We start from the raw sequence: 25,326 nt of genomic DNA, 5'->3' as shown, positions 1-25,326 counted from the left end.
CTGTTTCCCGCCCCGATGGGCAATCCTTGCCCTGCGGTGCTAGTCGGCCGTCCATGGCCTATGGAAACATCAGACAGCCAACCGACAATCTCAGTGAAGTGCTGTAGAAATATGTTTTACGCAGTGACGAGGCAGTATGCAGAAAAGCGATAACAACAACGATAAGAACGCAATGAATGATCTGATACTGGCAATTGATAACGGCACCCAGAGTGTCCGGGTGCTGCTGTTTGATCTGCAGGGCAATGTGGTTGCCAAAAGCAAAGTTGAGCTGGAAGCCTACTTCTCTAATAGCCCGGGCTGGGCTGAGCAGGAGCCGGAGTATTACTGGGCTTCTCTTTGCCGTGCCTGCCATCAGCTCTGGGCTCAGAACGATATCGACAAGAGTCGCATCAAGGGCGTAACCCTGACCACTCAGCGTGGCACCTATGTCTGTGTTGATGAACACGGACAGGCCCTGCGTCCGGCGATTGTCTGGCTGGATCAGCGCCGTGCAGAAACCACCGACCCTATCGGCGGTTTGTGGGGGCCACTGGCAGCTGTGACCGGTCTGAAAGGTTTGATCAATTACTTCCGCAGCAAATGTTACTCTCGCTGGATTTCCCAGTTTGAACCCGCGATATGGGAAAAGACTGAACACTTTTTGCTGCTGTCCGGCTGGCACACCTTAAAACTGACTGGTCAGTACCGTGACTCCATTGGCGGTATGGTGGGTTATCTGCCGTTCAATTATAAAAAGCAGGATTGGGCACCGGACTGGGACTGGTCCTGGAAAGCCACCTGCCTTAAGCGTGAACAACTGCCGGAACTGGTTAAGCCGGGCGGTATTCTGGGTGAAATAACCCCGGAAGCTGCCGCTGCCACAGGTATTCCTGAAGGTTTGCCTCTGATTGCTGCCGGTGCGGACAAAGCCTGTGAAGTGATTGGTTCCGGTTGTTTTGAAGAAGACACTGGCTGCTTAAGTTACGGTACAACCGCCACGATCAATGTTGTCCACGACAAATTCCGTGAACCACAGTTTCTTGTGCCACCCTGGCCGGCAGCTGTTCCAGATGCCTGGAACAGTGAATTTATGGTGTATCGCGGCTACTGGATGGTCAGCTGGTTTAAAAAACAGTTTGGTCATCACGAAGTTTCGGTCGCTGAACGTGAAGGCATGTTGCCGGAAGAGTTGTTTGAAGACCTGATAGAAGAAGCGCCGCCGGGGTCCATGGGGCTTATGCTCCAGCCATACTGGTCTCCGGGTTTGAAAACCCAAGAGGCTAAGGGCGGGATCATCGGTTTTGGTGATGTTCACCATCGCGCTCATGTTTACCGGGCGATTGTGGAAGGTCTGGCTTACGCTCTTCGCGAAGGTAAAGAGAAGCTTGAGCGTAAAGGTCGGATTAAACTCAGCAAGCTGGTTGTGTCCGGTGGTGGCTCCCAGAGTGATGGTGCGCTTCAGCTGACGGCAGATATTTTTAATATGCCGGTTATTCGGCCTCACACCTATGAGACGTCCGGGCTAGGCGCCGCCATCAATGCCGCTGTTGGTTTGGGATATTACCCAAGTTATGGGGTTGCGATTAAAGCGATGACCCGGCCGGAACGCACCTTCCAGCCGAACCCGCTGAACGCCGAGCTTTACCAGCGTTTATACAAAGAGGTTTACCTCAAGATGTACAAGCAACTGCAGCCGCTCTATCGGAAAATCAGGGATATCACCGGTTATCCAGAGTAACCCCTTCACTGACGGGAACAGGCTGTTTCAGCCTGTTCCCGGTGATATGATACGGCCTTAATTTTGCGGCTGTTGATGCGTCACTCCATGTCTACCCCGAAATCCAGCAAGAAAACCTACAAGGTTATTTTTCATAACCAGGGTGAAGTGTTTGAAGTCTTTGTCCGTGGTGTTTACCAAAGTGACATGTACGGTTTTATCGAGGTGGAAGAGTATCTGTTTGGTGAGCGCAGCAGCCTGTTGGTGGATCCTTCGGAAGAGAAACTGAAGAACACTTTTGATGGCGTTAAGCGCAGCTACATTCCCATGCACTCCATTATCCGTATTGATGAAGTTGAAAAGGAAGGTGCCGGTAAAATATCCGCCGCCAGTGGCGATAAGGTGATGCCTTTCCCTATGCCTCCGGCTCCTGCCAAGTAAGCTTTTGCCTTCTAAGAACATGTGACTGAAGGTAAGCCCCTGTTACCTTCAGTGCTTTGTCACTGCCGTCTGTAAGCTGCCCGTCCGTTCCAAAAATCTTTGGCTATGCTGTGCTCGTTCTTTCTACGGGGGCTGGTATGGTGCTGCTGCGAGCGGGTCTGATATTTCTCCTGACGATGCTGGTTTTCAGTGTTCAGACTGCCAGAGCAGAGAACGCTGCGCTGGCCTTTGTGAATCAGGTTCGTCAGGCCAGCCATTTGCCACCGTTTAAAATCAACCGGGAGCTAGAGCGGGCTGCAGGCAATCATGTGGGCTATATGGCTCACTACAATGTTTCCGATCATGGAGAGCATTCTGGTTCTACAGGTTTTACCGGTGCAACCTGTCTGGAGCGGGTCCGTCATACAGGCTATGCGGCAGCCATGTGCCTTGAGAATAACTCGGCAGGTCAGAAGAACTGGTCGGAATCGGCACAGGGGCTGATGTCAGCGATCTATCATCGCATCGGTTTTCTTGGGTTTGATATTGATGAGATAGGCTTCAGCACCCGCAGCCAGGATCATGGCGCTGAAAAAGGTCGCAACTTTTTTAGCTACGTTATGGGAAGCTCTGTTCGGCGGGAGATGTGTCAGGGCCGCAGTGCCAAGTATGGCTACCAAGCCTGTAACGATAATAAATTTATTGTTGATTCTGTTGTGTTTGAACGGCGTATTAACGAACTGGCCGCAAACAGTCCTGAGCATATTGTTTATCCCTTTCCCAATCAGCAGGCGGTTCCGCCTTACTTTCGGAATACAGAAACGCCAAATCCTCTTCCGGGTGTAGAAGTCAGCGGTCAGCCGATCTCCGTACACTTCAATGCAGTGAAGATGCGTGGCAAACACGTCAGCGTGACCGGATTACGGCTCACAGATAGTCATGGTCGGGCTATAGAACTTCTGCCTGAGAAGAACGGGCAGAATGATCCTCATCTCTCCGAACAAGACTATGTCTGGTTTCCCCGGCTTCCTTTGGCCTGGTCCAGCCAATACAAAGCCAGACTGGATTACACAGTGGAGGGGCAAAGCCTAAGCAGAGAGTGGACGTTTACCACCGCCGCTCCTCCGGTCTCCATGAGCCAGAAGCGAGAAGGTGTCATTGTTATTGATCACACTAACAAAAAGATTCGGGTCAAGAATGGTCGGGTTTACTCACTGGTGTTATCACCAGCCCTTTCCCAGAGCTACTTGAACAGTGTGTCCACTTCCACAGTGGGAGATGTGAAGTTTGAGCCGGAGATTCTGAATGTGCTGAGCCTGAGCTTACGCGGACGGACGACACTGACATTTGAAATGAATAACGGTCAGCGGATAACGGTATATGCCAGCAGTTATTAGCCCGACATAGATAAAATTAAGCCCTCGATTGAGGGCTTAATGATGTTACTCGCGAGACAGGCGCTTTAGCAGAACAAATATTCCACTGGCCGCAAACAGATTGCCTAACGCAAGAAGATAACGATACAGATCAAGGCGCAGATAACCAGCCAACTGACCTTCCGTTCCAATCACCAGAGCCGCAAGGCTATAGGCGACAACGGCCGTTACCATAAAGACAGTAAAGGTTCTTTCCCGGCTGGAAACAGTGATGGCGGCTGCAAACATGACGGCCAGAGAAATGGCCGAAGTCGTATAGAGATAGGTCTCACCATAACCGGTATAACGGGACAGCTCGAAGCCCACCATCAAACCGATAAGGATGCGCCACCAGGTTGGCTTGCTCCACTCCAGGTTCCAGCAAAGTGTTGCCAGAGCCGCGGCCAGCATAGGCGGTGCCAGCGTCTTGGTCGCCGTCATCAGCATGATGTATGGCTGTTGCCAGATCTGGGAAAAGCCATAGCTGAGCGTGCCGAGAGACGAAGAGACTGCGACCAGCACAAAGGCAATCAATGCGCCGGCCACAGGGAGCTTGTCGTGAGCAAGGCGATAGCACTGGCTCAACAGGAAGACGCCAAAGAAACTGGAAAAAGCCAGTATGGCGTCAGACAGGGCAAGCGAGGTCCAGGTATTGAACATCAGGCGATCCGGGCGAACACTTTCTCAGCGGCATCCAGAGTCTTCTGAATATCTTCATCGCTGTGGGCGCTGGAGATAAAGCCGGCTTCAAAAGACGACGGTGCCAGATAAACACCTTCTTCCAGCATACCGTGGAAGAAACGGTTAAAGCGCTCACTGTCGCAGGCCATCACCTGCTGGAAGTTGGTGACTTCTTCCTGCTCAGTAAAGAACAGGCCGAACATAGCACCCACCTGGTTGGTACGCAGGGCGATACCAGCAGCAGCTGCACGTTCTTTCAGGCCATCCAGAAGGGTGGTCAGTTTGGCCGCCATATTGCTGTGGAAGTCCGGCTGGGCAATCAGGCTGAGAGCGGTCAGGCCCGCAGTCATCGCTACCGGGTTACCAGACAGAGTTCCTGCCTGATACACAGGACCCAGCGGAGCGATCTGTTCCATGATTTCACGTTTGCCACCAAAGGCACCTACCGGCATACCAGCACCGATAACCTTGCCCAGAGTGATGAGGTCAGCTTTAACGTTGTAGTACTCCTGGGCACCGCCCAGAGCAACACGGAAGCCAGTCATCACTTCATCAAAAATCAGAACAGTGCCGTGCTCATCACAGATCTCACGCAGGCCTTCCAGGAAGCCTGGAGCCGGTGGAATACAGTTCATATTGCCAGCCACAGGCTCGACGATGATACAGGCGATATCGTCACCGTGTTCGGCAAAGGCGGCACGTACGCTGTCCAGATCGTTATAAACAACGGTAAGTGTGTGTTTGGCGAAGTCGGCAGGTACGCCTGGAGAGTTCGGAATGCCCAGAGTCAGTGCGCCGGAACCGGCTTTCACCAGTAGGGAGTCGGAGTGACCGTGGTAGCAGCCTTCAAACTTCAGGATTTTGTCGCGGCCGGTATAACCACGGGCCAGACGAATGGCAGACATGGTTGCTTCGGTTCCGGAGTTCACCATACGCACCAGTTCCATGTTTGGAACGATCTCGCAGACCTTGTCAGCCATGGTGATTTCGATGGCGGTTGGCGCGCCAAAGCTCAGACCCAGATCAACCTGCTTGTGAACAGCGGTAATCACATCCGGATGCTGGTGGCCGAGAATCATCGGACCCCAGGAGCCAACATAGTCGATATAGCTTTTGCCATCTTCATCGATGACCTGTGAGCCGTGGGCTTCCTTGAAGAAGATTGGGGTTCCGCCCACGCCACGGAAAGCACGAACAGGGGAGTTTACTCCACCGGGAATATGCTGACGGGCCTGCTCAAACAGAATTTCTGAACGACTCATGTTGTGACCTGTTGTGATCCTGTAATGCTGGAAAATGGAAAAAGTAGCGCAAGCCTGCTGTTTATCTTTGGTGATACAGGCTTAAGTAATCTCTGGCGCGCAGCGTTATGGTTTCGGAGTCCTGAGGAGAAAACAGGTCATTCACCACTGCCAACATATCTGCGCCGGAATTCACCAGCTGCGGGGCATTATCCCTAGTAATTCCCCCTATGGCTACTATGGGTATCTCAAACTCTTCTCTGGCTTCATCCAGCAGATAGAGTGGGGCTGGGCGGGCATCAGGTTTGGTCAGGGAAGGGAAGAAGCGACCAAAGGCAATATAGTCTGCGCCCTGATCGTTTGCTCTGCGCGCCAGCTCCATCGAATCCTCACAGGTGATACCGATAATCGCCTGCCCGCCCAGACGTTCCCGGGCGCTGATCAGTGCTTCATCGCTCTGGCCCAGATGTACGCCATGGGCTCCACAGGCCAGAGCCAGATCCACATCATCGTTAATCAGGAAGAGGGTACCGGACTGGTCACACAACTCCCTAAGACGGGTGGCCTGGCGCACGCGCTTTTCGTCATCATGGCTTTTGTCACGGTACTGGAGAATGGTCATTCCCCCCTCAATAGCAGCGGTGACTTTCATGATCAGTGTGTCATCGTCCGGCATGAGCGCGGTATCGGTAATGCCGTACAGCCCTCTGAGGGTTTCAATGGAAGACATGGGGGAGCGTCCTGTCAGATAGCCTGATAAACAGTGTGATAAAAACTGTGTGATAAAAACAGTGTCAGGCACGATTTTGGGGCGAGCCGGGGGAATTACAAGCCCGGCGACTGTAAACCTGCGTAATGGTATTCCAGACCGGGTAGGGATTCTGTTACGGCTGGTAAGACCCGGCAGGGATCGTCGATCTGTCTGCTATGTTTTGGCTCGAAAAAAATACCAACAGAGCCGGACTGAATGTCTGATAAAGGGCGTCACAACAGGCGATGGCATATCGCCAGACAAGTGAAGGAGCTGATTTTTTATCTGCTACTATGTCTCGCTCTTCCCGTAGTCGCCTCAACAGAACCAGAAGATGCTAAAAGAGCTGAGGACGTTCTTGAGCTGTGGCCCCTGAGAACTGTTCCGGCTGGTACTGTTCTCCGTTATGGTGATGCCCGCGTACTGATGCCGGGAGTCAACCTGCCAGAGCAGGTCGCACAGGCACTGACCACAGCCGCCGTGACCACCGTGACCCGCAAACTGATTCACCATTTTTTGATCTGGACACTGGGTAATGGTGACCGCTTTCTTAGCCATGAACACTATCTGCGTCTTCTCGGGTGGTATCAGTCTGGCCTGATGGATGATGCTCTCTGGAGCTGGCACTATCTTGTTCGCCTTACCCATATGGTGAATATGGGCCAGCAGCTTCTGCATGGTGGAATTAATCGTTGGTTTAATTTGTCTGGTCTTAAACGAGTGGGCCAGATGCCGGTTTATCCGGGACGTGTTCTTGATAGTCACCTGTTGATGGATATTCGGCTTGATCTCGACTGGCAGGATCGGGCCACTGCCGTTCTGGATATTATTCCGTTGAAAAGCACTCCTGCTGAAGAACCACTTCCTCCCCGGCTTCAGCAGATTCACCAGTTAAGTGTGGTTGCGTTGCAGAATCACGTTGACCAGATCAGGCTGATATTTTCCCCGGATGATTCAGTTTCTCTTGGCTGGCATAAACACGGAGGAGAGTGGCGTGAACGTTTGGTTAGCCCAGCCGCCACAAAACCACACTCTTCATGGCTGTTACGTAATCTGGTGACCTCTTATGGGCTTCGTGAGAGCGAAGCCTGGAGCATGGGCTCTGTTCTGGATACAGATATGTTACAGCGTATTCAGAGCATTATCGCCGGGAAGCTTTCTGAGGACGATATTTGTGAGACTCACCCAGCGCTTGAGGTAGCTGGCTCGTCTGGTGAGCTGGTGCGACTGAATGATCGCCACTTAATTTATCAGTCAGAAAATAGCCACGAGCTTCTGCATATCCTGAATAATGATTCGTACTCTCCGGGGCTTCCCGGCGTTATGATTTTGGGCAGTGATATTGCCGAAACCTCTGAAACCGTGAGGCAATCTAGACAATATCGGTTGCCGGAGTGGCTGGCAGCCATAGGTGCATCAATGCTGTATGACGCAGCGGCATTGCTGATGAATGAAACTCTGGATGCCGTCCTGGAGAAAGCCAACCGCCATTGGCATGGCGCGGATAATTTTGAGCTGGTGAAACGGCTGAAAGTCCCGAAAAGACAGCGTGGAGGTGTCGCCACCCGGGTTGACCGGGTGCGGGATAAGCAGGGCAAAACCTGGGTGCGCAAGTATCTGAACTGGGATCATATGGCGGAGGATGATAAGTACAGCGGCATCTTTGCATCTCTGGCCCGGGAGAAGCAGATCCTGATGGAACTGGATGATGAACACATTATCAGGCTCAAGGATTCCTGGGTGGAGAATGCAGGGCACCGAGATGCCACATTGGTATTGCTGGAGGAGGATGCCGGCGAATCCTTGATTCACAAGTACAAGCGAATCAACAGTGCAAAGACCCTGAAAAATGTTTTTCGGGGAACACTGCAAGGCCTGGATGCAGCCCATAAGAAAGGCTTTGCTCATTTTGATATCAAGCCGGAAAACATTATGGAGGATGGTCAGGGGCATATCCGTTTGGGAGACTTTGGTGGTGCCTCCAGGCTGGGAGCTGATGGACGTGCTCAGGTCGGCATCATGACGCCCTCTTACGCCGCTCCTGAGATGCATTACGGCAAGTCCTCGCACTGGCAGGCTGATCTCTGGTCCCTTGGTATTACCGGTTATAACCGGGCCTCAAAGAAGCTGCTGGGTGATCTGTATACGAATGATATTAAGCTGCTGCAGAAAACCAGAAGCCGCTTTGAACTGATGGACTATCTTCCTTCCTCCGTGAGAACCGGAAAGAAAACGCCCATGGCGGATTTCTTTACAAGGCTGTTGGTATCTGACCCTGTCAGCCGACCTTCTATCCCCGAGTTGCTGCAACACCCTTTTCTGGCTGAAAAGCCTTCGCCTTTAAGACGGTGAAGGCCTCTTGTCACCGAAACCTTTGCTGGAATCTGTTGTTTGGTAACAAACAGTAAGCCAGGCCGTTTTGCCATCGACCAGCTGCTACTTTTACGCGCTCAAAGAAGAACTGGGGCGCTGGCTTGAATGGCATTTCTACGGTTATCTGCACTTAGGTATTCATTGCTGGTTCTGGTGTTATGTGTGGTTTCAGGCGTCCTTCTAGCAGCCGACACAGACGATCCTGGCGAGCCTGAAGTTGATCTTCTGGCGGATTTTCCGGTTCTGTCCACATCGGCCGGTACTGTGATTCCCTTCGGGCAGGCCCGTATATTTTTACCGGATGTTAACCTTCCCCGGCAGATGACCGGTGCGCTCTCTAAAGCAGCGGTGGCGATTGCGGCCAGGAAAATTATGTATCACTGGCTGATCTGGTCCTTGGGTAGTGCTGACCGTTTTCTGAGTGTCGATCATTACAAGAAGGTTCTGGGTTGGTATAAGGAAGGTCGTCTGGACAGCATGCTGAGCTTTGGGTATGTCCTTCTGCAGTTTAAGAATTTCTTTGATATCAGCCTTGAGGTTGGCCATGAGGTCAGCAATCGCATTTCTAATGCTGCAGGCTGGGAGCGGGTTGGCAGCCTACCTGTCTATCCCGGCAAGGTGCTGGATAAGGCTGTGTTTATCGATGTTATGCTCAGGCCAAATCTACTGGAAGGCAAAATGGAGCGTACGCTGGATATTATTCCTCTGAAGTCTGTTGATGTCAGCGATGATGCTCTAACGTCCTGGCAAAGAGAGTTAGCCTCTCTTGTTAACACTGCACTTCAGAATGATATTCAGCTGATACGGCTATCAATGCGCGATAAAGGGGCTGTTGAACTGGAATGGCAAAGCCGGCACGCCTGGTATGGCTTTAATTATGCTCCTCTTTATTCAGCCCCGTTCACCACTCCGGAACTGATGAACTGGTTGCGATTTTCCTATGGTCACCAGGAACAAAACTCATCCATCAGTACTGTGCTTTCCCCAAATGCCTTGCGCTGTATCGGTCGCAAACTTCAAGGAGAAGTGTTTGAGTGCCAACCAGAACCTGCCAGTGTATCCCGTATAGATTCTGAGCATCTGGAAGTTTCTTTGGACCAGGGGCAGGGCCGTCTTCATATTCTGGATAACCAATCTCCTTGGCCCGGGCTGCCGGGGACAATGGTTTTTGATGATAAGGCGGGATCACCACGTTCGATTATTAATCACTCAAACCAGTACCGTATGCCTCGCTGGCTGGCCCCCGTTGCTGATGCCTTGCTGTATGAAGCGGCTGTGAGTGCGGTAGAACCGATTGTTGATTCCGCTTTTGAATACTCCAATCGCTGGTGGCACGGTGCGGATCAATACAAGGTTCTTGAAGTGTTGAAGGATACAACTGCTGATATTGGTAAAGTTCAGAGCCGGGTTGAACGGGTACAGGATGCACAGGGGAAAACTTGGATTAGGAAAACAGTCTGGGACACTCGCAACAGAGGTTTTGATGCTGTACAGCCCAGCAACAGCTTTCTGGATCTGGCTCGTGAACGCAGCATGCTTAACCGGCTGCAACATGACAATATTGTGAAACTGCATGACAGCTGGATTGAAAACTCCGGCACACGGAATGCCGCGATGGTGTTGATCGAAGAAGATGCCGGTGACTCTCTGATGCAAACAGAGATCTCCAGCGTTCAGCAGTTTAAACATGTGATGAGAGGTTCCCTCTCAGCTCTGCAAGCCATGCATAAAAAGGGTATTGCGCATTTTGATATCAAACCCGGCAATATCATGGTGGATAAAAACGACAATGTGCGCGTTGGTGATTTGGGGCTGGCCATGCATCTGGATAAGGAAGGTCGCGGACTGGTTCTGGGTGCAACACCGGACTATATGGCAAAAGAAGTTCGGATTAATGGTCAGGTGCCCTGGCAGGCGGATATATGGTCGCTGGGTGTATTAGGTTTGCTCGATGGTCCTGTTGAAGATGCGCCACTCTACGATCGCCATACTATCTATGATAAGACCGAATCGCTGAATGATCTTATGAATCTGAGGCTTAGGGATTATGTGTCGTCCAAAGATGACCCTAAAAATGGCCCTGGCCTTTCAGACTTCCTCGGTCGAATGATGGAGCCGGATTACCTGAAACGAGAGAGCTATGATCAGCTGCTCGGCCATCCGTTTTTGAATTCTTATCAAACCGGGAGAGGGTATTACTACGGACAGTGAGCTAGAGGAAAATCGTTGCCAGAAAAGCTTATTGGTTTTCTGGCAACTCAGGCTGGTTAAAGCGCAGCTATTTAGAGAGCAGCTATCTAAATAGCATCAAGGGCATCAGAAAGCTTGGTAACACCAATAATTTCGATACCTTCATTGACCTTCTTGGGCTTGTTGGCAATCGGCACGATAATCTTCTTGAAGCCATGTTTGATAGCTTCAATGATTCTTTCCTGACCATTGGCGACCGGACGTATTTCACCGGCCAGACCCACTTCACCGAACGCAATCATATCCTGTGGCAGCGGCACGTCCCGAAAGCTGGACACAATAGCCAACAGGCTGGCAAGGTCAGCACTGGTTTCCGTTATACGAACACCGCCGACTACGTTCAGAAACACATCCTGATCACTGGTAAAGATACCGCCATGGCGGGTAAGAACGGCCAGCAACATTGCCAGTCGATTCTGATCCATACCTACGGTCACACGACGTGGGTTACCCAGTTGCGATTCCACAACCAGTGCCTGAATCTCAACCAGAAGTGGTCGTGTTCCTTCCCAGAGAACGGTGATAATGCTGCCGGATGTGCTCTCCTCCCCACGAGACAGGAAAATGGCCGAAGGGTTTTTCACTTCCTTTAAACCTTTTTCGGTCATGGCAAAGATGCCCAGTTCATTAACCTGACCAAAACGGTTTTTGGTGGCGCGCATGATTCGGAAGCGGGAGTCATCGGTATTCCCCAGCATCATCTGAGTATCGATGATATGGCTGAGAGTCATTGGGCCTGCCAGAGAGTTATCCTTGGTCACATGACCGACAATCAACAGAACAGTTCCGGTCTGTTTGGCAAACCGGGTCAGGAAGGCTGCGGATTCACGCACCTGGGCAACACCACCGGGAGCAGAATCAACGCCTTCCATAAACATGACCTGAATCGAGTCGATCACGATGATGCCGGGCTTTTCCTGTTCGGCAACCTGCACAATACGCTCGGCCGATGTTTCCGCCAGCATCATTAGCTGATCGGTAGCCAGTCCCAGACGTTGGGCACGGGCGGCAATCTGCTGCAGGGATTCCTCACCGGAGACATAAAGCGCCTTCATGGATGAAGCGACATGGCAGAGAGTCTGCAACAGAACCGTACTCTTACCAGCCCCAGGGTGACCACCAATCAAAACGGCACTGCCCGGAACAAAGCCACCGCCCAGCACCCGGTCAAATTCTGATGAGCCACTGCTGAAACGCGGCGCTTCTTCCACGCTGACTTCCGACAGCTTCTGGATGGCTGTCAGGCTGCCGGCAAAACCCGCCCGACTTCCGCTTCCGGAGACAGGAGCCATATGCGGACGGGATGAGCCGAGAGTGATCTCCTTGAAGGTGTTCCAGGCATGACAGTCAGGGCACTGGCCCTGCCACTTGCTGGATTCACTGCCGCACTCGGTGCAGACAAAGGCTTTGCGAACTTTGGATTTGGCCATTCGGGATTACTGAATCATAAAGTCTTGGTTCTTTTTAACACGAACACTCAACTCTTTCCTTAATCGTTAATAGCTCTAACACATTGGTTATTTATTCTTATGACGATCGTGTGGTGGGATTGGGGTCTATTCTTGAGCAGATAGCGCCTGTGCCATCTGCTGGAAGAAAGAGGGAGCCTGAGCCTATGAAGCTAATCATAAGACTGGTGCTGGGGGTTGCTGCGGGGATTCTCGCAGGATTGTATGGCCCCGAATTCCTGATCAAATTGCTGGTAACTTTCAAGACGGCTTTCGGGCAGTTTCTTGGATTTACTGTCCCTCTGATTATTCTCTTTTACATCACTTCCGGTATTGGCAGCCTGACTAAAGGTTCTGGCCGAATTCTGGGTGTCACCTTGCTGTTGGCTTATCTATCTACGATCTGCGCAGGCCTTGTTGCCTATACGGTTTCGTCCGGACTGCTCCCTGATCTTGTTCCTAAGCTCGCGGCTAACCTTGATTCTGGCGAGGAAATACTGCCTTGGCTGGTTATCGAACTGGCACCGTTAATGGATGTGGGGACGGCACTGGTACTGGCTTTTATGTTCGGGATGGGGATTTCTATCACCCACGGGAAGGCATTGCTGAAAGCTACAGAGCAGGGCAAATACATTATCGAGCTGGTGTTGGTTAATGTGATTATTCCTCTGCTGCCTTTTTACATCTGCGGCGTCTTTGCCGAGATGGGTGCCTCCGGAACCGTTTTCCGTACACTGGAAACCTTTGCCTGGGTGCTGGGCGTGGCGATAGTTCTGCACTGGGTCTGGCTGCTGGTGATGTTCTCTATTGCTGGTGGCATGGCTCGCAAAAACCCTATCTCCATGATCAAAACCATGCTGCCAAGCTATATGACCGCTATCGGTACACTATCCAGCGCAGCGACGATTCCCGTGACGGTCGATTGTGTCCGTAAACTGAAAGTGAATAACCATGTGGTGGACTTCACGGTTCCTCTTTGTGCCACGATTCATCTGGCGGGCAGTGCGACAACGCTGACTGTTTGCACGATTGCCGTCGCCTTTCTGGAAACCAATCAGATCCCTACTCCAGCGCAATTTATCCCGTTTTTGCTAACACTTGGCGTGGCAATGGTTGCAGCACCGGGTATCCCGGGCGGTGCGGTTATGGCTTCCCTCGGGTTACTGTCATCGATGATGGGTTTCGACAGCTCGGCAATTGCTATGATGATTGCCTTGTATCTTGCGCAGGACAGCTTTGGTACGGCCTGTAATGTGACGGGCGATGGAGCGATAGCTACGGTTGTGGGTGTGGTCAGTGAAGGGCGCTGGCAGGATGAATGAGTGTTCCACCTGCGGAACATATTATCCGCAGGTAGAAGAAGGTTTTACGCTGTAAATCCAACTCAGTAAGGGATACCGGTTTTTCTGTACAGGAAACCCAGACACCAGGCAGGGCCAATCATCAGGTATTGCAGGTCCTTCAGGAAGGATGGCTTCTTGCCTTCAACATGATGGCCAATAAACTGGAACACCCACAGCACCACAAAAGCAGCGACAGCTGTCATCCAGAGCGAAGCAATCTGAGCCTGCTCAAAAGCGGCAATGGCATAGTAGGCGACGAATGTCAGGGTCAGCATTCCGACTGTCACCATCAGTGAAAGACGTATATAGAAAGCCAGAATAAATAATGAGGACAGGGTTGCCCAGTTCAGGTAAGGGCTTGTCTCTGCGAAGATGGACGGAACTGGAATAGCCCAAAGCAGAGCCATAATGTCGATATAAATCAGAGGTACACAGATCCAGTGAATCAGTTTGTTGAGTTTGTTCTGGTGACTTTCACCATACTCTTCAAACCACTGGTCAATAGTCTTCCCGCTCATAGGCTTACCTCTCATCAGCTTATTGTAATTTTTGTGAGAACCATCTTAGCACTAACAGTTTCCAGTGCTAGAGCCTTATTTGGTTTGTACTATGGTACTTCTTTGTGGCTTGGGCGGCCAGCCTCTCGCTAACTTCTATACTGCGAACCATTGATGGAACAGGTTGTCACAGCCTGTTGTGGTCGTACATTGAAAAGTGGGGGGAAGATATGAAGAGACGCGTATTTTTGGGAAATTTGCTGGTGGCTGGCTCTGTAGCCGGAGCGTCATCTGCGCTGGCAGAACAGTGTCTGAAGGTGCCTGCATCCGGAGCCGGCCCGATGAAGCCCCTGCAAAAGCCTCTTTGGGAAAATGATCTGACCCGTACCTCGGAGGACGGCCCTCAGGCTGCGGGAATGCGGATCACCCTGAGCGGACGGGTTTTAAATGCAGCCTGTGAACCCGTCGCAGGTGCTGAGGTGGTTATCTGGCAGGCCTGTGTGAACGGTATGTATAACCACCCCAACGAGCATCGCAATGACTGGCGCGATCCAAACTTCCGTTACGAAGGCCGCACTGTGACTGATGAGCAGGGGCGTTATGTTTTCCTCACCATTGTTCCAGGTTCCTACCCGGTACCCGGCAAATCTGACCCCGGCCTCGGACTGGTGTCATTCCGCGCACCGCATATTCACTTTACCGTGACACCTTCGGAAGGCGAGCCTTTTACCTCGCAGATGTTCTTTGACCTGTTCGATGATATGAACAAGTTCGATCTGGTGCTCTACAAGAGAACGCTGCAGGAACAGAAGCTGCTCACAGCCTCTGTAATTGATGGGGGAGATGGAGAACCAGCCCAATGTCAGTTTGATATTGTGGTCTGACCCCTTTGCCAGGGACGTTAGCTGGTCTGGAGCTGGTTTTTGTTCCTGTTTAAACCATGGATTTAAACAGATTGCCGAAGTTGTAGCGCCATTGCAGGGCAAAGCTCAACCCGATCTTTCCGTTCAGTGGACTTTTGAGAAAACGCTGCCATTCGTTGTCATTAGGCAGGCGGGCAAAGTCCTTATGGTTATCAATCACCCAGTCGCTACAGGCGTTGATAATTGACGGCACCTTGGTATTGGAATCCTTGATGCTGAGGATCGGCTCCAGCTCACTCAAAGGCAGAGGTTCAGTTCCCTGCTGCAGAGCCTTTTTAGCCTTGGCTTGGAAGTCACTCTCCAGTTTGTCGACCTCGGCATTGATCTTTTCCGGAGAAGCAAACAGAACCTTCAGCAGTTTCAACAAAGCATTGGCTCGCCAGTTCTGCTGATTCAGGTGACAGAGGAACTGCAGCATCTTCTTGCACAGAGCTTCACTCTGGTGGAAAAGCTGTTCCTTGTTTTGCCTGGCAATGGCACACAGGTTCTTATCCGCAATCTCACTGCCCTCAAGGTAGGCCGCTTTAATAATCTGAATACGGATAGGCGGAGGATTCTTTTTGGCAGTCTGGTAATCCGTCAGCAGAATCAGTGCCGCACTCTCATTGCCAAGAATACGTTCGTAGGCCGAGAAGAACGGTTCACTGGTGCAATAGTTCTCGGAGGGTGATTTCACACCCAGATCCAGCAGAGGAATATCAACGCCCTTGGCCGGGTTTACATCCAGCGGGGGAATATCAAAACCTGCCAGCGTGTGCTTTTCCAGCACGCCCAGCAAAGTCATTTCGATTACGCTGCCGATGGTTTTGCCATCCAGGTTCGGCATCGACTGTCCGGAGGCCAGCAGGTCATACCAGTGAGGTAGTTTTCCGCCTCGACCAACACGATTAAGGATGTCCTTAATCTCAGCAACATTTTCACCGCGCAGATATTGGTTTAACTGCTCAACAAGCTCGGGCAGCTGTTCCTTAACAACGGCCCGTAATTCGCTACTACTGATCATAAGAGCTCTTCCTGAACAACCTGAGCCTGAAAATCGACACACTGCTTATTGATAGTGCGCTGGATAACCCACTTTACCATTTGGGGTGGAACAGCATTGCCGAACAGCGGGTACTGGTCGTAGCGGGATGCAGTCTGGCAGTGCTGCTCCGGGAAGCCCTGGATGCGCGCATATTCAACATTGGTCAGACGACGGAACTCATCACCAATCTTGTAACGTTCGTAATGGCGGCTGGTGGTACACGTCAGTGTTGGTGCAACACCGGCCGTGCCGAAGATGGAGTAACCCATACGGGCACCACCTTTCTGATTGTAAAGAATCTCAACACCATTGTAGAAACGATCGACCTTTTCGCTGGTCTTGATGCGTTCCAGGGTATCTTCGGTAAAGTAAAAAGACCGGTCAGGATCACTCTCCAGAATGGCAGACAGCTTCACTGCTGGCAGAGCATCCGAGAAGGAATCAATTTTGGCGTGGTGGAAGCGACCTTGAGTGGCCAGCCCCCAGTTATGGAATTTGGCGCCGTGGTCGGTAATCTTCGGCCAGCGAGAGAGGTTGGCAACCGCGCCAATCTGGCGCACAGATAAGCTCGTGGCAATATCCTGTGCGGTACACAGATAAGACTTCACGCCATGGTCGAGGTGACCAATGATTACCACGCGTTCGCGGTTTTGCGGCAGGCCAAAGTTCACGGCGTTGAGTACTCGCCATTCCACCAGATAACCCAGTTCAGAGAGTGCATCGAGAATGGTGGCGAAGTGCGCACCCTTGTCCATGGACAGCAGACGTTTAACGTTTTCCAGAACAAAGAACTTGGGCTTTTTATTGCGGATAACCTGCACGATTTTTTCAAACAGGGTTCCGCGCACATCTTCAATACCCAGCTTCTTGCCTGCGCTGGAGAAGGGCTGGCAGGGGAAGCCAGCAGTCAGTAGGTCATGGTCAGGAATCTGGTCGATCAGTTGAGAGACATCACCTTCGATATGAACACCTTTGCCAAACCTGTCGCGATAGACAGTGCTGGCTTTCGGTTCGATATCATTTGCCCACACGGTCTCAATACCCAGCTCGTCACAAGCAAGCCGGAAGCCCCCTATGCCGGCAAACATTTCGATGGCTCTCATTCACTAACCTTGGCGCAAAAGCGTCTAATGTAACATTTTTTACTCAGGGTTCAGTCAGTAATAACGACAACCGAATTGTCCGGGGATGATAGTGGTAGCAGTGGATGGAATAAGGTAGGGAATAGGAGGTAGGCAGAAGCAGCACTTTACAGTGCTGCTTCTGCAATCACATGCCGTACTGTGATTAAGCGTCGATGCGCTTGTACTTCACGCGGTGCGGGCCAGCAGCTTCTGGGCCGAGGCGCTCCAGACGATCAGCTTCATACTCGGTGTAGTTACCTTCAAAGAAGGTCACCTTGGACTCACCTTCGTAAGCCAGGATGTGAGTCGCAACACGGTCGAGGAACCAACGGTCGTGGGAGATAACCATGGCACAGCCCGGGAAGGCCAGCAGAGCTTCTTCCAGTGCACGCAGGGTTTCTACGTCGAGGTCGTTGGAAGGTTCGTCAAGCAGCAGTACGTTACCGCCGTGCTTCAGGGTTGCGGCCAGCTGCAGACGGCCACGCTCACCACCAGAGAGTTCACCAACACGCTTCTGCTGGTCGCCGCCCTTGAAATTAAAGCGACCGATGTAGTTACGGGATGGCACTTCGTAGTTGTTGATGCGCAGGATGTCCTGACCATCGGAAATCGCTTCCCATACAGTCTTGGTGTCGTCCAGTTCATCACGCAGCTGTTGCACGTTGGAGATCTTGACGGTTTCACCCAGTTCAACCGTACCGGAATCAGGCTGTTCCTGACCGGAGATCATCTTGAACAGGGTGGATTTACCGGCACCGTTACCACCGATTACGCCAACAATCGCACCCTTAGGTACGCTGAAGCTCAGGTTGTCGATCAGCATACGGTCGCCAAAGCCCTTGGAGATGCCGTTAACTTCGATAACCTTATCACCCAGACGTGGGCCAGGTGGAATGTAGATTTCGTTGGTTTCGTTACGAGCCTGGAAGTCCTGGGACTGCATTTCCTCGAAACGAGCCAGACGGGCCTTGGACTTGGACTGACGGCCTTTCGCGTTAGAGCGGGCCCATTCCAGTTCCTGTGCCATGGCTTTACGGTGCGCGTCCTGCTGCTTCTGTTCAGTCGCCAGACGGGCTTCCTTCTGCTCCAGCCAGTTGCTGTAGTTACCTTCCCATGGAATACCGTGGCCACGGTCAAGTTCCAGAATCCAGTTGGCAGCGTTATCCAGGAAGTAACGGTCGTGGGTGATCGCCACAACAGTACCCGGGTATTCGCAAAGGAAGCGTTCCAGCCAACCTACGGATTCGGCATCCAGGTGGTTGGTTGGCTCGTCGAGCAGCAGCATGTCCGGGTTGGACAGCAACAGACGACACAGAGCTACACGACGACGTTCACCACCGGAGAGGTTAGCGACTTTGGCATCCCATTCCGGCAGACGCAGTGCGTCGGCGGCAACGTCCAGCTTACGCTCGATGTTGTGGGCGTCAGCGGCCTGGATGATGTTTTCCAGACGAGCCTGTTCCTTGGCCAGCTTGTCGAAGTCCGCATCCGGCTCAGCGTAGGCCGCGTAAACCGCATCCAGATCTTCCTGAGCTTTCTTGAGTTCGCCCAGCGCTTCTTCAACCACTTCACGAACGGTCTTGTTCGGGTCCAGCTCCGGTTCCTGTGGCAGATAGCCAACGTTCAGGCCAGGCTGTGGGCGGGCTTCACCGTCAATCTCGGTATCAACACCAGCCATGATGCGCAGCAGGGTGGACTTACCGGCACCGTTCAGACCAAGTACACCGATTTTCGCGCCAGGGAAGAAAGACAGGGAGATGTCTTTCAGGATCGTGCGCTTAGGCGGCACGACCTTGCTTACGCGATTCATCGTGTAAACATATTGAGCCATAGGGAAATGTCTCTCGGAAGAAATCTGCTTAAACCGCTAAACATACTTAATCAGCAGACATCCGGCAATCAATCCCGGTGAAATAGGCAGGTTATAAGGGGAAGAATTAGAGTGCTGCCCTTATATCTGTTGCGACCCATCATAAAAGGCTTGAGCGAAAGAAGAAGGCTGATCCGGCGAAGGAATAATCAACGTAACGTGTTGGAGTGTTTATAGAATTAATTGTTATAAAAGTGTGCTTGCAGTTAAATTTTGTGTAACCCTATTAGGATTGCAGAAAAATAAACGGGTGTGATTGGGGGTATTTATTTACCTGTGCTGTATTACAATGGCGCCCCAGAAACTGGCTTGAATGAAAAGACATCCGGGGGATGGAGAGATGTTTAAAGACTATTCAGATATTGCTCATTACGATCCAGAACTGAACGCAGCCATGCAGGCTGAAGCTGTTCGTCAGGAAGAGCATATTGAGCTGATTGCTTCCGAGAACTACACCAGCCCACGGGTTATGGAAGCGCAGGGCAGCGTACTTACCAACAAATATGCCGAAGGCTATCCTGGCAAGCGTTACTACGGTGGCTGTGAGTATGTTGATGTTGTTGAGCAGCTGGCCATCGATCGCGCCAAGGAGCTGTTTGGTGCCAACTACGCCAATGTCCAGCCTCACTCCGGTTCCCAGGCTAACGCCGCTGTTTTTATGGCTCTCTGCCAGCCGGGCGACACCATTCTGGGCATGAGCCTGGCCCATGGTGGTCACCTGACCCACGGCGCCAAGGTGAGCTTCTCCGGTCGTATCTACAACTCCATCCAGTACGGACTGCACCCTGAAACCGGCGAAATTGATTACGCCGAAGTAGAGCGTCTGGCTGAAGAACACAAGCCAAAGATGATTATCGCCGGCTTCTCCGCCTACTCCCGAATTGTGGACTGGGCGAAGTTCCGTGAAATCGCCGATAAGGTTGGCGCGTACCTGTTTATCGATATGGCACACATCGCCGGTCTGGTAGCTGCGGGTGTTTACCCAAGCCCGGTTCCATTTGCTGATGTCTGCACCACGACCACCCACAAGACTCTGGGCGGCCCACGTGGCGGTCTGATTGTTTCTGCTTCTACCGATGAAGATCTGCACAAGCGTCTGAACTTCGCTGTGTTCCCTGAAAGCCAGGGCGGCCCGCTGTGCCACATCGTGGCGGCCAAGGCTGTGTGCTTCAAGGAAGCGTTGGAAGACGGATACAAGGTTTATCAGCAGCAGGTTGTTGAGAATGCCCGTGCCATGGCCGGTGGCCTGATCGAGCGTGGCATCAATGTTGTTTCCGGCGGTACTGACGATCACCTGTTCCTGGTGGATCTGATCGGTAAAGAGTATTCCGGTAAGGATGCAGAAGCTGCGCTGGGCAAAGCCAATATCACGGTCAACAAGAACGCAGTTCCTAATGACCCTCGTTCTCCATTTGTGACCAGTGGTCTGCGTATCGGCTCCCCGGCAATTACCCGTCGCGGCTTCAGCGGCGAAGATAGTGCAGCTTTGGCTGGCTGGATTGCTGATGTTCTGGACAGCATTGGTACTGACCAGCACGATGCTGTTGTGGAAGCGACCAAGGCCAAGGTTCTGGAAATCTGCAACCGTCTGCCTGTTTACGCGTAAGCTGATCTGACATTTACAGCCATTAACAATGCCTCTCGCTTGCGGCGAGGGGCATTGTTGTATTGGCCGTTCATAAAATCACATCTTCACGTTCAAATCCGATACCGGCAGACTGTGCATAGGCTGCATCTTTAAATGCGTGGCCAATACCGATTCAACCTGTTGCACACTAGAGTCGACTTGATTGCCTGCTTGTTTCTGTGTGCGCAATAATTCACGGGTAGTGTTCAGTTGGCTTGCCAGATCGGCAGTGCTGACCTTTTGGGTATTTAAAAGCCGTATCAGGGGATTGAGACGTCTATTATTCACGGCCTGATGGAGTGCTGTGCTTAATAGCGGACCGTTGACGTGAAGCCCATGATCAATACGAGCGATAACGACATTCACTGCGATATCCGCAGGTACATTCTGTGAAAGTGTCTCAGGCAGATTTGAACCACGGTACATCAAATAGTTGGCTATAGCATAATGTTGAAACTCTAATGCCATTACCGTGGCGATGGGCGTATTTTTCCCGGTATAGTCGGGAGGAAAGGCTTCGGAGAGTAAGTAAATAACGGCTTCCATATTGTTATGCTGAATAGCAGAGCCCAACAGGCTTAAACCATGCTTGTTGAGAATTTTGTAGGGTGGCGTTGTGTTTGGGTAGAGTCTATTAAAGTATCCGGCCCCCCGGGTTTTCAGGAAATGTTGAACGAGCTGGAAACAGTTATGGTCTGCAGCAATGGAAAGAGGGTTGGCACTGCATGTCTGATCAACGGTTCCATAATCCCCATTCAGCCAGTGTAGATAGGTATAACTTTTACTTTCCTCTGACCGCTGTTTTTCTATTTTTTGAATGACTTCCTGTTCATTGGGCCGTCTTGCCAGAAGCTGGTCGAGCTCGCTGTAGCTCATAAGCTGGGCAGTAACTTGAGTGGGCAGTAGCAGAAGAAAAAGTGTCAGTTGTGTAATTGCTGGCAAAGTGATCCTCTGCGGCATATCGGCATCCCCCATTATTTAGAAAAAAGAGTATTGCAGAAGCCTGCGGAGCTGCCTGTTTATGGCGGGCTGTTATGGCCGGTTTTTAATAGCAATGCTGTCAGGCTGGCTGACAATAAGCGCAAGGCATGAAACTTAGGAGGAATCCTTCTCTCAAACCTGCAGATAAATGAATTTTGTGGACTACGAGAGGGTGGTTGTATGTTTGGAAACCTTTTTGGACCGGCTTTTGTAGGTGGTGCGCGCCGCGCTCCCCAAATGTTCCGTGCTGCATCTGCTTACAGCCCTATGGGACAGCCAGCCTTTTTCGGGCGTCCGGCTTTCATCGTTATTGATGTGCCAGCCTCGCACTTTGGCTGCTCATGTCACGCGACTTCCACTCCTCGCCAGTCAGCATTCAGGAAAGTTGATCCCTTCATGAGCTTTGGTTTTAACAGCTTTGGCTTCAACAGCTATGGATTTCAGGCGCCTCGCCCGGCTTTTCAGGCACCAGTAGAGCCAGCCTTTAATATTTTTGATCTTCTGATGGGCATCAGCCTGCTGGATGAGCTGGTTATGGATGGTGGCTGCTTTGAAATGCCAGGTTTCACGGCTCAGCCAAAGCGAGAGCAGGCATCTCAGAAGCCTTCGCCGCAGCAGGAAAAGGCTCAATCAAGAGCTAAGCCACAGGCTGAGCCAAGAGCTGAGCAAGAAGCTCCTAAGGCAGAGTCTTCCCAGAAAGCCAAAGAAGAGCAAAAGCCTGAAGGCTCTAAATCACAAGAATCCAAGTCAGAAGAATCCAAACCAAAGGGGAAGCCTTTTAACTTCTTTGAAGAGTTTTATGGCTTCCGCCCTGGCCGTGGCTTTACGCCGCCTCCTCCACGTCAGGAGCAGAATGGACCTCAGATTCCAACCAAGGTTGATAGTCCTGAGGTTATCGATTCTGCTCTGAAGGCTTTCAAACTGAGCAGCGACACCCTGAGCAGTGACAACCTCAAAAAGGCCTGGAGGAAGATCGCACTGAAGAATCATCCGGATATGGTCAAGCAGCGTGGCGGCAGCGCCAAAGATATTGCAGACGCGGAAGAGCGCTTTAAAAAGCTGAATGAGCAGCGTGCTGTGCTGGATCGTCTGATCGAAGTCGACTAATACGCCGTAGACATTGCTGTAAAAGCCTGTGATCGGAAGGTTTAACAACCTGAAATCACGGGCTTTTTGCATTTTGGCGCAAGTGTTTGTTTTTCAATATCGACAGGGTACTATTTCAGTTCTCGAGAACACTAGAACTGGCGACCCATGCATTGCCCCTTTTGTAACGCAGAAGACACCAAGGTTATCGACTCCCGACTGGTAGCGGATGGTTGCCAGGTGCGCCGGCGTCGGGAATGCACCTCCTGTACAGAACGCTTTACCACCTATGAAGGTGCCGAGCTGCTGATGCCTCGCCTGATCAAGCGCGACGGCTCCCGTGAACCCTTTGATGAGCAGAAGCTCCGTGCTGGTCTGCTGCGGTCACTGGAAAAGCGTCCGGTCAGCATAGAGCAGGTTGAAGAGGCTATTAACCGCATCAAGCAGCGTCTGCGGGCGACGGGCGAGCGTGAGGTGAAATCCCTTGCCGTGGGTGAAGAGGTTATGAATGCGCTGAAGGATCTCGATGAAGTGGCCTATATCCGCTTCGCTTCGGTTTACCGGGAGTTCGAGGATCTGAACCAGTTCCGGGAAGAGATCGAGCGGCTCGAGAAAACGCCCCATGGCTCACTGACCCGCAGCCAGAAAAGCTAGTCATAAACCGCTATGCTGGCTGGCCTGAAAGGGCTGAACAGAAGATAAATACCCCATGTCAGATTCCTCCCTCTTTTCCCGCGCGGACCATGACTTTATGGCCCGCGCTCTGCGTCTGGCCCGCAAGGGCATCTATACCACCATGCCCAACCCAACCGTAGGCTGTGTGCTGGTGCGTAATGGTGAAGTGATTGGCGAAGGCTATACCAGCCCGGCCGGTGGCCCCCACGGGGAAATTAATGCCCTGAAAGCTGCCGGCGAGGCGGAAGGCGCAACCGCTTATGTGACCCTGGAACCCTGCGCCCACTACGGGCGCACGCCCCCCTGTGCTGAGGCGTTGGTGAAAGCCGGTATTCGTCGGGTTGTGGCGGCTATGCGTGACCCGAACCCAAGGGTGAACGGTGGCGGCTTCGAGATTCTGAAAAAGGCCGGAATCGAGACAGCCTCTGGGCTGATGGAAGCAGAAGCCCGTGAGATCAATGCCGGGTTCTTTAAGCGTATGGAGCAGGAGTTGCCCTACGTGCGCTGCAAAATGGCCATGAGTGTGGATGGCCGCACGGCTATGGCTTCTGGTGAATCCCAATGGATTACCGGGCCGGATGCCCGGGCTGATGTCCAGCAGTGGCGAGCCCAAAGCTGTGCCATCGTGACCGGAGTGGACTCCATCATCCATGACAATTCTTCTCTGACCGTGCGGGTCAATGAGCTGCGAATCGATCACCCGGCAGCCGCCGCAGAGAAACAACCTGTGCGGGTTGTGGTAGACTCGCGCCTGCGAATTCCCCTTGATGCAAAAATCCTGACTCTCCCCGGGCAGACTGTTATTGCCTGTCTGTCGGATGAGAATGGCAAAACCAGTCAGCTGGAAGCTCTGGGGGCCGAGGTTGTCGTGCTGCCTGAAGCCGCCGGGCGCGTCTGTCTGAGGGCGTTGATGACCTTTCTGGCGCGGCGGGAATGTAACAATGTCCTGCTGGAAACCGGGGCAACGCTGGCCGGTTCTGCTGTAGCTGCCGGGCTGGTGGACGAGCTTCTGGTGTATATGGCTCCGGTGCTGATGGGAAGCGATGCACGGCCACTTTTTCAGTTGCCTTTTGAGACAATGGCTGAGAAAGTGCCGCTGAAAATTCATGATATCCGCGCGTTTGGCCCGGATTGGCGCATTACTGCCAAGCCAATAGAGCGTTTATAAGGCGTTGCTCACAAACAGCAACACTTAAGGAGTAAAGATTGTTCACTGGCATTATTGAAGCTGTAGGTTCTATCCGTCGTATGGAAGAACGCGGTGGAGATGTCCGCCTGCACGTAGCGACCGGAAAGCTTGATCTTGGCGATGTGAAGCTGGGCGATAGTATTGCTACCAACGGTGTCTGCCTGACTGCCGTGACTCTGCCGGGCGATGGTTTTACTGCGGATGTGTCCCGGGAAACCCTGCGTCGTACATCTTTGGGTGAGCTGTCAGTAGGCAGCCCGGTTAACCTGGAAAAGGCGATGATGCCTACGTCCCGTTTCGGCGGACATATTGTCAGTGGGCATGTGGACGGCGTTGGTCGTATTGTTGATATCACCCCATCCGGCCGTTCATTGATTTACCGTGTTGAGGCACCGGCAGAGATTGCCCGGTACATTGCTGAGAAAGGTTCTATTACCGTTGACGGGGTGAGCCTGACTGTGAATGCGGTTGAATCTGCGATTTTCAGCCTCAATATAGTGCCCCATACGGCTGAGGAAACGATAATCACCCATTATCGTCCGGGCAGTCGGGTGAACCTGGAAGTGGATATTATTGCCCGTTACCTCGAGCGCCTGTTAAGCGCCGGCCAGAATGGACAGCAGCCTGCTCACTCTGGTGGAGCAGCCGGTGGAATGACCGAAGGCTTTCTGGCTGAACACGGGTTTATGAGACGTCGCTGAACGTCTTT

General features: G+C 52.1%; 21 protein-coding genes. 12 read left to right on the top strand and 9 right to left on the bottom strand.

Annotated features, from left to right (window positions below):
* Positions 1–136: 136 nt before the first annotated feature.
* The 3 genes from EHSB41UT_RS16715 to EHSB41UT_RS16705 all read left to right on the top strand — a co-directional run bounded on the left by EHSB41UT_RS16715 (position 137) and on the right by EHSB41UT_RS16705 (position 3,516).
* On the top strand, positions 137–1,720 hold the full coding sequence (locus EHSB41UT_RS16715; protein WP_087111924.1) for an FGGY-family carbohydrate kinase: 1,584 nt from the start codon (positions 137–139) through the stop codon (positions 1,718–1,720).
* An 87-nt stretch (positions 1,721–1,807) separates the two neighbouring features.
* A complete protein-coding gene (locus EHSB41UT_RS16710) occupies positions 1,808–2,140 on the top strand; it encodes a DUF1820 family protein (protein ID WP_087111922.1) in 333 nt (110 codons plus the stop codon).
* 137 nt (positions 2,141–2,277) lie between these two features.
* A complete protein-coding gene (locus EHSB41UT_RS16705; RefSeq protein WP_087111920.1) occupies positions 2,278–3,516 on the top strand; it encodes a CAP domain-containing protein in 1,239 nt (412 codons plus the stop codon).
* A gap of 45 nt (positions 3,517–3,561) precedes the next feature.
* Here EHSB41UT_RS16705 and EHSB41UT_RS16700 read toward each other — a convergent pair whose 3' ends face one another.
* From EHSB41UT_RS16700 to thiE, 3 genes are all read right to left on the bottom strand, one after another.
* On the bottom strand, positions 3,562–4,194 hold the full coding sequence (locus tag EHSB41UT_RS16700; protein ID WP_087111918.1) for a hypothetical protein: 633 nt from the start codon (positions 4,192–4,194) through the stop codon (positions 3,562–3,564).
* Positions 4,194–5,477, bottom strand: a complete 1,284-nt coding sequence (hemL, locus tag EHSB41UT_RS16695) for a glutamate-1-semialdehyde 2,1-aminomutase (RefSeq protein ID WP_087111917.1) — start codon at positions 5,475–5,477, stop codon at positions 4,194–4,196. Before hemL ends, EHSB41UT_RS16700 begins: the two co-directional genes overlap by 1 nt.
* Positions 5,478–5,538: 61 nt before the next feature.
* Positions 5,539–6,186, bottom strand: a complete 648-nt coding sequence (gene thiE / locus EHSB41UT_RS16690) for a thiamine phosphate synthase (protein WP_087111915.1) — start codon at positions 6,184–6,186, stop codon at positions 5,539–5,541.
* A 237-nt stretch (positions 6,187–6,423) separates the two neighbouring features.
* Here thiE and EHSB41UT_RS16685 point away from each other — a divergent pair, with 237 nt between their 5' ends.
* Together EHSB41UT_RS16685 and EHSB41UT_RS16680 are read left to right on the top strand one after the other, a co-directional pair.
* Complete coding sequence (locus tag EHSB41UT_RS16685) at positions 6,424–8,559, top strand: protein kinase domain-containing protein (protein ID WP_087111913.1); 2,136 nt, start codon at positions 6,424–6,426, stop codon at positions 8,557–8,559.
* A 126-nt stretch (positions 8,560–8,685) separates the two neighbouring features.
* Entirely contained in the window at positions 8,686–10,791 is a 2,106-nt protein-coding gene (locus tag EHSB41UT_RS16680) for a protein kinase domain-containing protein (RefSeq protein ID WP_087111911.1), read from the top strand.
* Positions 10,792–10,877: 86 nt separating this feature from the next.
* Here the strand turns inward: EHSB41UT_RS16680 and radA are convergent, their stop codons facing one another.
* On the bottom strand, positions 10,878–12,260 hold the full coding sequence (radA, locus tag EHSB41UT_RS16675; protein WP_087111909.1) for a DNA repair protein RadA: 1,383 nt from the start codon (positions 12,258–12,260) through the stop codon (positions 10,878–10,880).
* Between the two features lie 185 nt (positions 12,261–12,445).
* Between radA and EHSB41UT_RS16670 the strand changes: the two genes are divergently transcribed.
* Positions 12,446–13,600, top strand: a complete 1,155-nt coding sequence (locus tag EHSB41UT_RS16670) for a dicarboxylate/amino acid:cation symporter (RefSeq protein ID WP_087111906.1) — start codon at positions 12,446–12,448, stop codon at positions 13,598–13,600.
* 62 nt (positions 13,601–13,662) lie between these two features.
* Here the strand turns inward: EHSB41UT_RS16670 and EHSB41UT_RS16665 are convergent, their stop codons facing one another.
* Positions 13,663–14,139 carry an Mpo1 family 2-hydroxy fatty acid dioxygenase gene (locus tag EHSB41UT_RS16665; RefSeq protein ID WP_087111904.1) on the bottom strand — a complete coding sequence of 159 codons (477 nt, stop codon included), beginning with the start codon at positions 14,137–14,139 and terminating at the stop codon, positions 13,663–13,665.
* A 209-nt stretch (positions 14,140–14,348) separates the two neighbouring features.
* Between EHSB41UT_RS16665 and EHSB41UT_RS16660 the strand changes: the two genes are divergently transcribed.
* On the top strand, positions 14,349–15,002 hold the full coding sequence (locus EHSB41UT_RS16660) for a dioxygenase family protein (RefSeq protein WP_133060551.1): 654 nt from the start codon (positions 14,349–14,351) through the stop codon (positions 15,000–15,002).
* 49 nt (positions 15,003–15,051) lie between these two features.
* On the opposite strand, the gene EHSB41UT_RS16655 is transcribed toward EHSB41UT_RS16660, so the two are convergent.
* From EHSB41UT_RS16655 to ettA, 3 genes are all read right to left on the bottom strand, one after another.
* A complete protein-coding gene (locus EHSB41UT_RS16655) occupies positions 15,052–16,044 on the bottom strand; it encodes a hypothetical protein (RefSeq protein WP_087111900.1) in 993 nt (330 codons plus the stop codon).
* Complete coding sequence (locus EHSB41UT_RS16650; RefSeq protein WP_087111898.1) at positions 16,041–17,168, bottom strand: DNA cytosine methyltransferase; 1,128 nt, start codon at positions 17,166–17,168, stop codon at positions 16,041–16,043. Before EHSB41UT_RS16650 ends, EHSB41UT_RS16655 begins: the two co-directional genes overlap by 4 nt.
* Before the next feature lie 184 nt (positions 17,169–17,352).
* Positions 17,353–19,020 (bottom strand): energy-dependent translational throttle protein EttA, encoded by a 1,668-nt coding sequence (ettA, locus tag EHSB41UT_RS16645; RefSeq protein ID WP_087111896.1) that lies wholly within the window; start codon positions 19,018–19,020, stop codon positions 17,353–17,355.
* Positions 19,021–19,399: 379 nt separating this feature from the next.
* Here ettA and glyA point away from each other — a divergent pair, with 379 nt between their 5' ends.
* Positions 19,400–20,665, top strand: coding sequence for a serine hydroxymethyltransferase (gene glyA / locus EHSB41UT_RS16640; RefSeq protein ID WP_087111894.1), 1,266 nt, complete (start codon positions 19,400–19,402; stop codon positions 20,663–20,665).
* Between the two features lie 78 nt (positions 20,666–20,743).
* On the opposite strand, the gene EHSB41UT_RS16635 is transcribed toward glyA, so the two are convergent.
* The gene (locus EHSB41UT_RS16635) at positions 20,744–21,646 is read right to left on the bottom strand and encodes an ankyrin repeat domain-containing protein (protein ID WP_133060550.1); all 903 of its coding nucleotides are present in this window, start codon (positions 21,644–21,646) and stop codon (positions 20,744–20,746) included.
* A 201-nt stretch (positions 21,647–21,847) separates the two neighbouring features.
* Between EHSB41UT_RS16635 and EHSB41UT_RS24730 the strand changes: the two genes are divergently transcribed.
* The 4 genes from EHSB41UT_RS24730 (at position 21,848) to EHSB41UT_RS16615 (ending at position 25,318) form a co-directional block, all read left to right on the top strand.
* Complete coding sequence (locus EHSB41UT_RS24730; protein WP_207626675.1) at positions 21,848–22,774, top strand: J domain-containing protein; 927 nt, start codon at positions 21,848–21,850, stop codon at positions 22,772–22,774.
* Positions 22,775–22,921: 147 nt separating this feature from the next.
* Complete coding sequence (gene nrdR, locus EHSB41UT_RS16625) at positions 22,922–23,407, top strand: transcriptional regulator NrdR (protein ID WP_087111888.1); 486 nt, start codon at positions 22,922–22,924, stop codon at positions 23,405–23,407.
* A 55-nt stretch (positions 23,408–23,462) separates the two neighbouring features.
* The gene (ribD, locus tag EHSB41UT_RS16620) at positions 23,463–24,596 is read left to right on the top strand and encodes a bifunctional diaminohydroxyphosphoribosylaminopyrimidine deaminase/5-amino-6-(5-phosphoribosylamino)uracil reductase RibD (RefSeq protein ID WP_087111886.1); all 1,134 of its coding nucleotides are present in this window, start codon (positions 23,463–23,465) and stop codon (positions 24,594–24,596) included.
* Between the two features lie 38 nt (positions 24,597–24,634).
* Positions 24,635–25,318, top strand: coding sequence for a riboflavin synthase (locus EHSB41UT_RS16615; protein ID WP_087111884.1), 684 nt, complete (start codon positions 24,635–24,637; stop codon positions 25,316–25,318).
* Positions 25,319–25,326 lie beyond the last annotated feature (8 nt).

This window comes from Parendozoicomonas haliclonae (assembly GCF_900174585.1).
GTDB lineage: Bacteria > Pseudomonadota > Gammaproteobacteria > Pseudomonadales > Endozoicomonadaceae > Sansalvadorimonas > Sansalvadorimonas haliclonae.
The sequence above is the reverse complement of the archived record's forward strand: the minus strand, read 5'-3'. Positions and strand labels throughout refer to the sequence as shown.

What these genes read in the sequence shown, in the direction of transcription:
- EHSB41UT_RS24730 (WP_207626675.1), top strand. Translation starts at nt 21,848, where the DNA reads ATGTTTGGAAACCTTTTTGGACCGGCTTTTGTAGGTGGTGCGCGCCGC.
- hemL (WP_087111917.1), bottom strand. Translation starts at nt 5,477, where the DNA reads ATGAGTCGTTCAGAAATTCTGTTTGAGCAGGCCCGTCAGCATATTCCC.
- EHSB41UT_RS16635 (WP_133060550.1), bottom strand. Translation starts at nt 21,646, where the DNA reads ATGCCGCAGAGGATCACTTTGCCAGCAATTACACAACTGACACTTTTT.
- thiE (WP_087111915.1), bottom strand. Translation starts at nt 6,186, where the DNA reads ATGTCTTCCATTGAAACCCTCAGAGGGCTGTACGGCATTACCGATACC.
- EHSB41UT_RS16710 (WP_087111922.1), top strand. Translation starts at nt 1,808, where the DNA reads ATGTCTACCCCGAAATCCAGCAAGAAAACCTACAAGGTTATTTTTCAT.
- nrdR (WP_087111888.1), top strand. Translation starts at nt 22,922, where the DNA reads ATGCATTGCCCCTTTTGTAACGCAGAAGACACCAAGGTTATCGACTCC.
- EHSB41UT_RS16665 (WP_087111904.1), bottom strand. Translation starts at nt 14,139, where the DNA reads ATGAGCGGGAAGACTATTGACCAGTGGTTTGAAGAGTATGGTGAAAGT.
- ettA (WP_087111896.1), bottom strand. Translation starts at nt 19,020, where the DNA reads ATGGCTCAATATGTTTACACGATGAATCGCGTAAGCAAGGTCGTGCCG.
- EHSB41UT_RS16650 (WP_087111898.1), bottom strand. Translation starts at nt 17,168, where the DNA reads ATGAGAGCCATCGAAATGTTTGCCGGCATAGGGGGCTTCCGGCTTGCT.
- ribD (WP_087111886.1), top strand. Translation starts at nt 23,463, where the DNA reads ATGTCAGATTCCTCCCTCTTTTCCCGCGCGGACCATGACTTTATGGCC.
- glyA (WP_087111894.1), top strand. Translation starts at nt 19,400, where the DNA reads ATGTTTAAAGACTATTCAGATATTGCTCATTACGATCCAGAACTGAAC.
- EHSB41UT_RS16670 (WP_087111906.1), top strand. Translation starts at nt 12,446, where the DNA reads ATGAAGCTAATCATAAGACTGGTGCTGGGGGTTGCTGCGGGGATTCTC.
- EHSB41UT_RS16705 (WP_087111920.1), top strand. Translation starts at nt 2,278, where the DNA reads ATGGTGCTGCTGCGAGCGGGTCTGATATTTCTCCTGACGATGCTGGTT.
- EHSB41UT_RS16685 (WP_087111913.1), top strand. Translation starts at nt 6,424, where the DNA reads ATGTCTGATAAAGGGCGTCACAACAGGCGATGGCATATCGCCAGACAA.
- EHSB41UT_RS16660 (WP_133060551.1), top strand. Translation starts at nt 14,349, where the DNA reads ATGAAGAGACGCGTATTTTTGGGAAATTTGCTGGTGGCTGGCTCTGTA.
- EHSB41UT_RS16715 (WP_087111924.1), top strand. Translation starts at nt 137, where the DNA reads ATGCAGAAAAGCGATAACAACAACGATAAGAACGCAATGAATGATCTG.
- EHSB41UT_RS16655 (WP_087111900.1), bottom strand. Translation starts at nt 16,044, where the DNA reads ATGATCAGTAGTAGCGAATTACGGGCCGTTGTTAAGGAACAGCTGCCC.
- radA (WP_087111909.1), bottom strand. Translation starts at nt 12,260, where the DNA reads ATGGCCAAATCCAAAGTTCGCAAAGCCTTTGTCTGCACCGAGTGCGGC.
- EHSB41UT_RS16700 (WP_087111918.1), bottom strand. Translation starts at nt 4,194, where the DNA reads ATGTTCAATACCTGGACCTCGCTTGCCCTGTCTGACGCCATACTGGCT.
- EHSB41UT_RS16680 (WP_087111911.1), top strand. Translation starts at nt 8,686, where the DNA reads ATGGCATTTCTACGGTTATCTGCACTTAGGTATTCATTGCTGGTTCTG.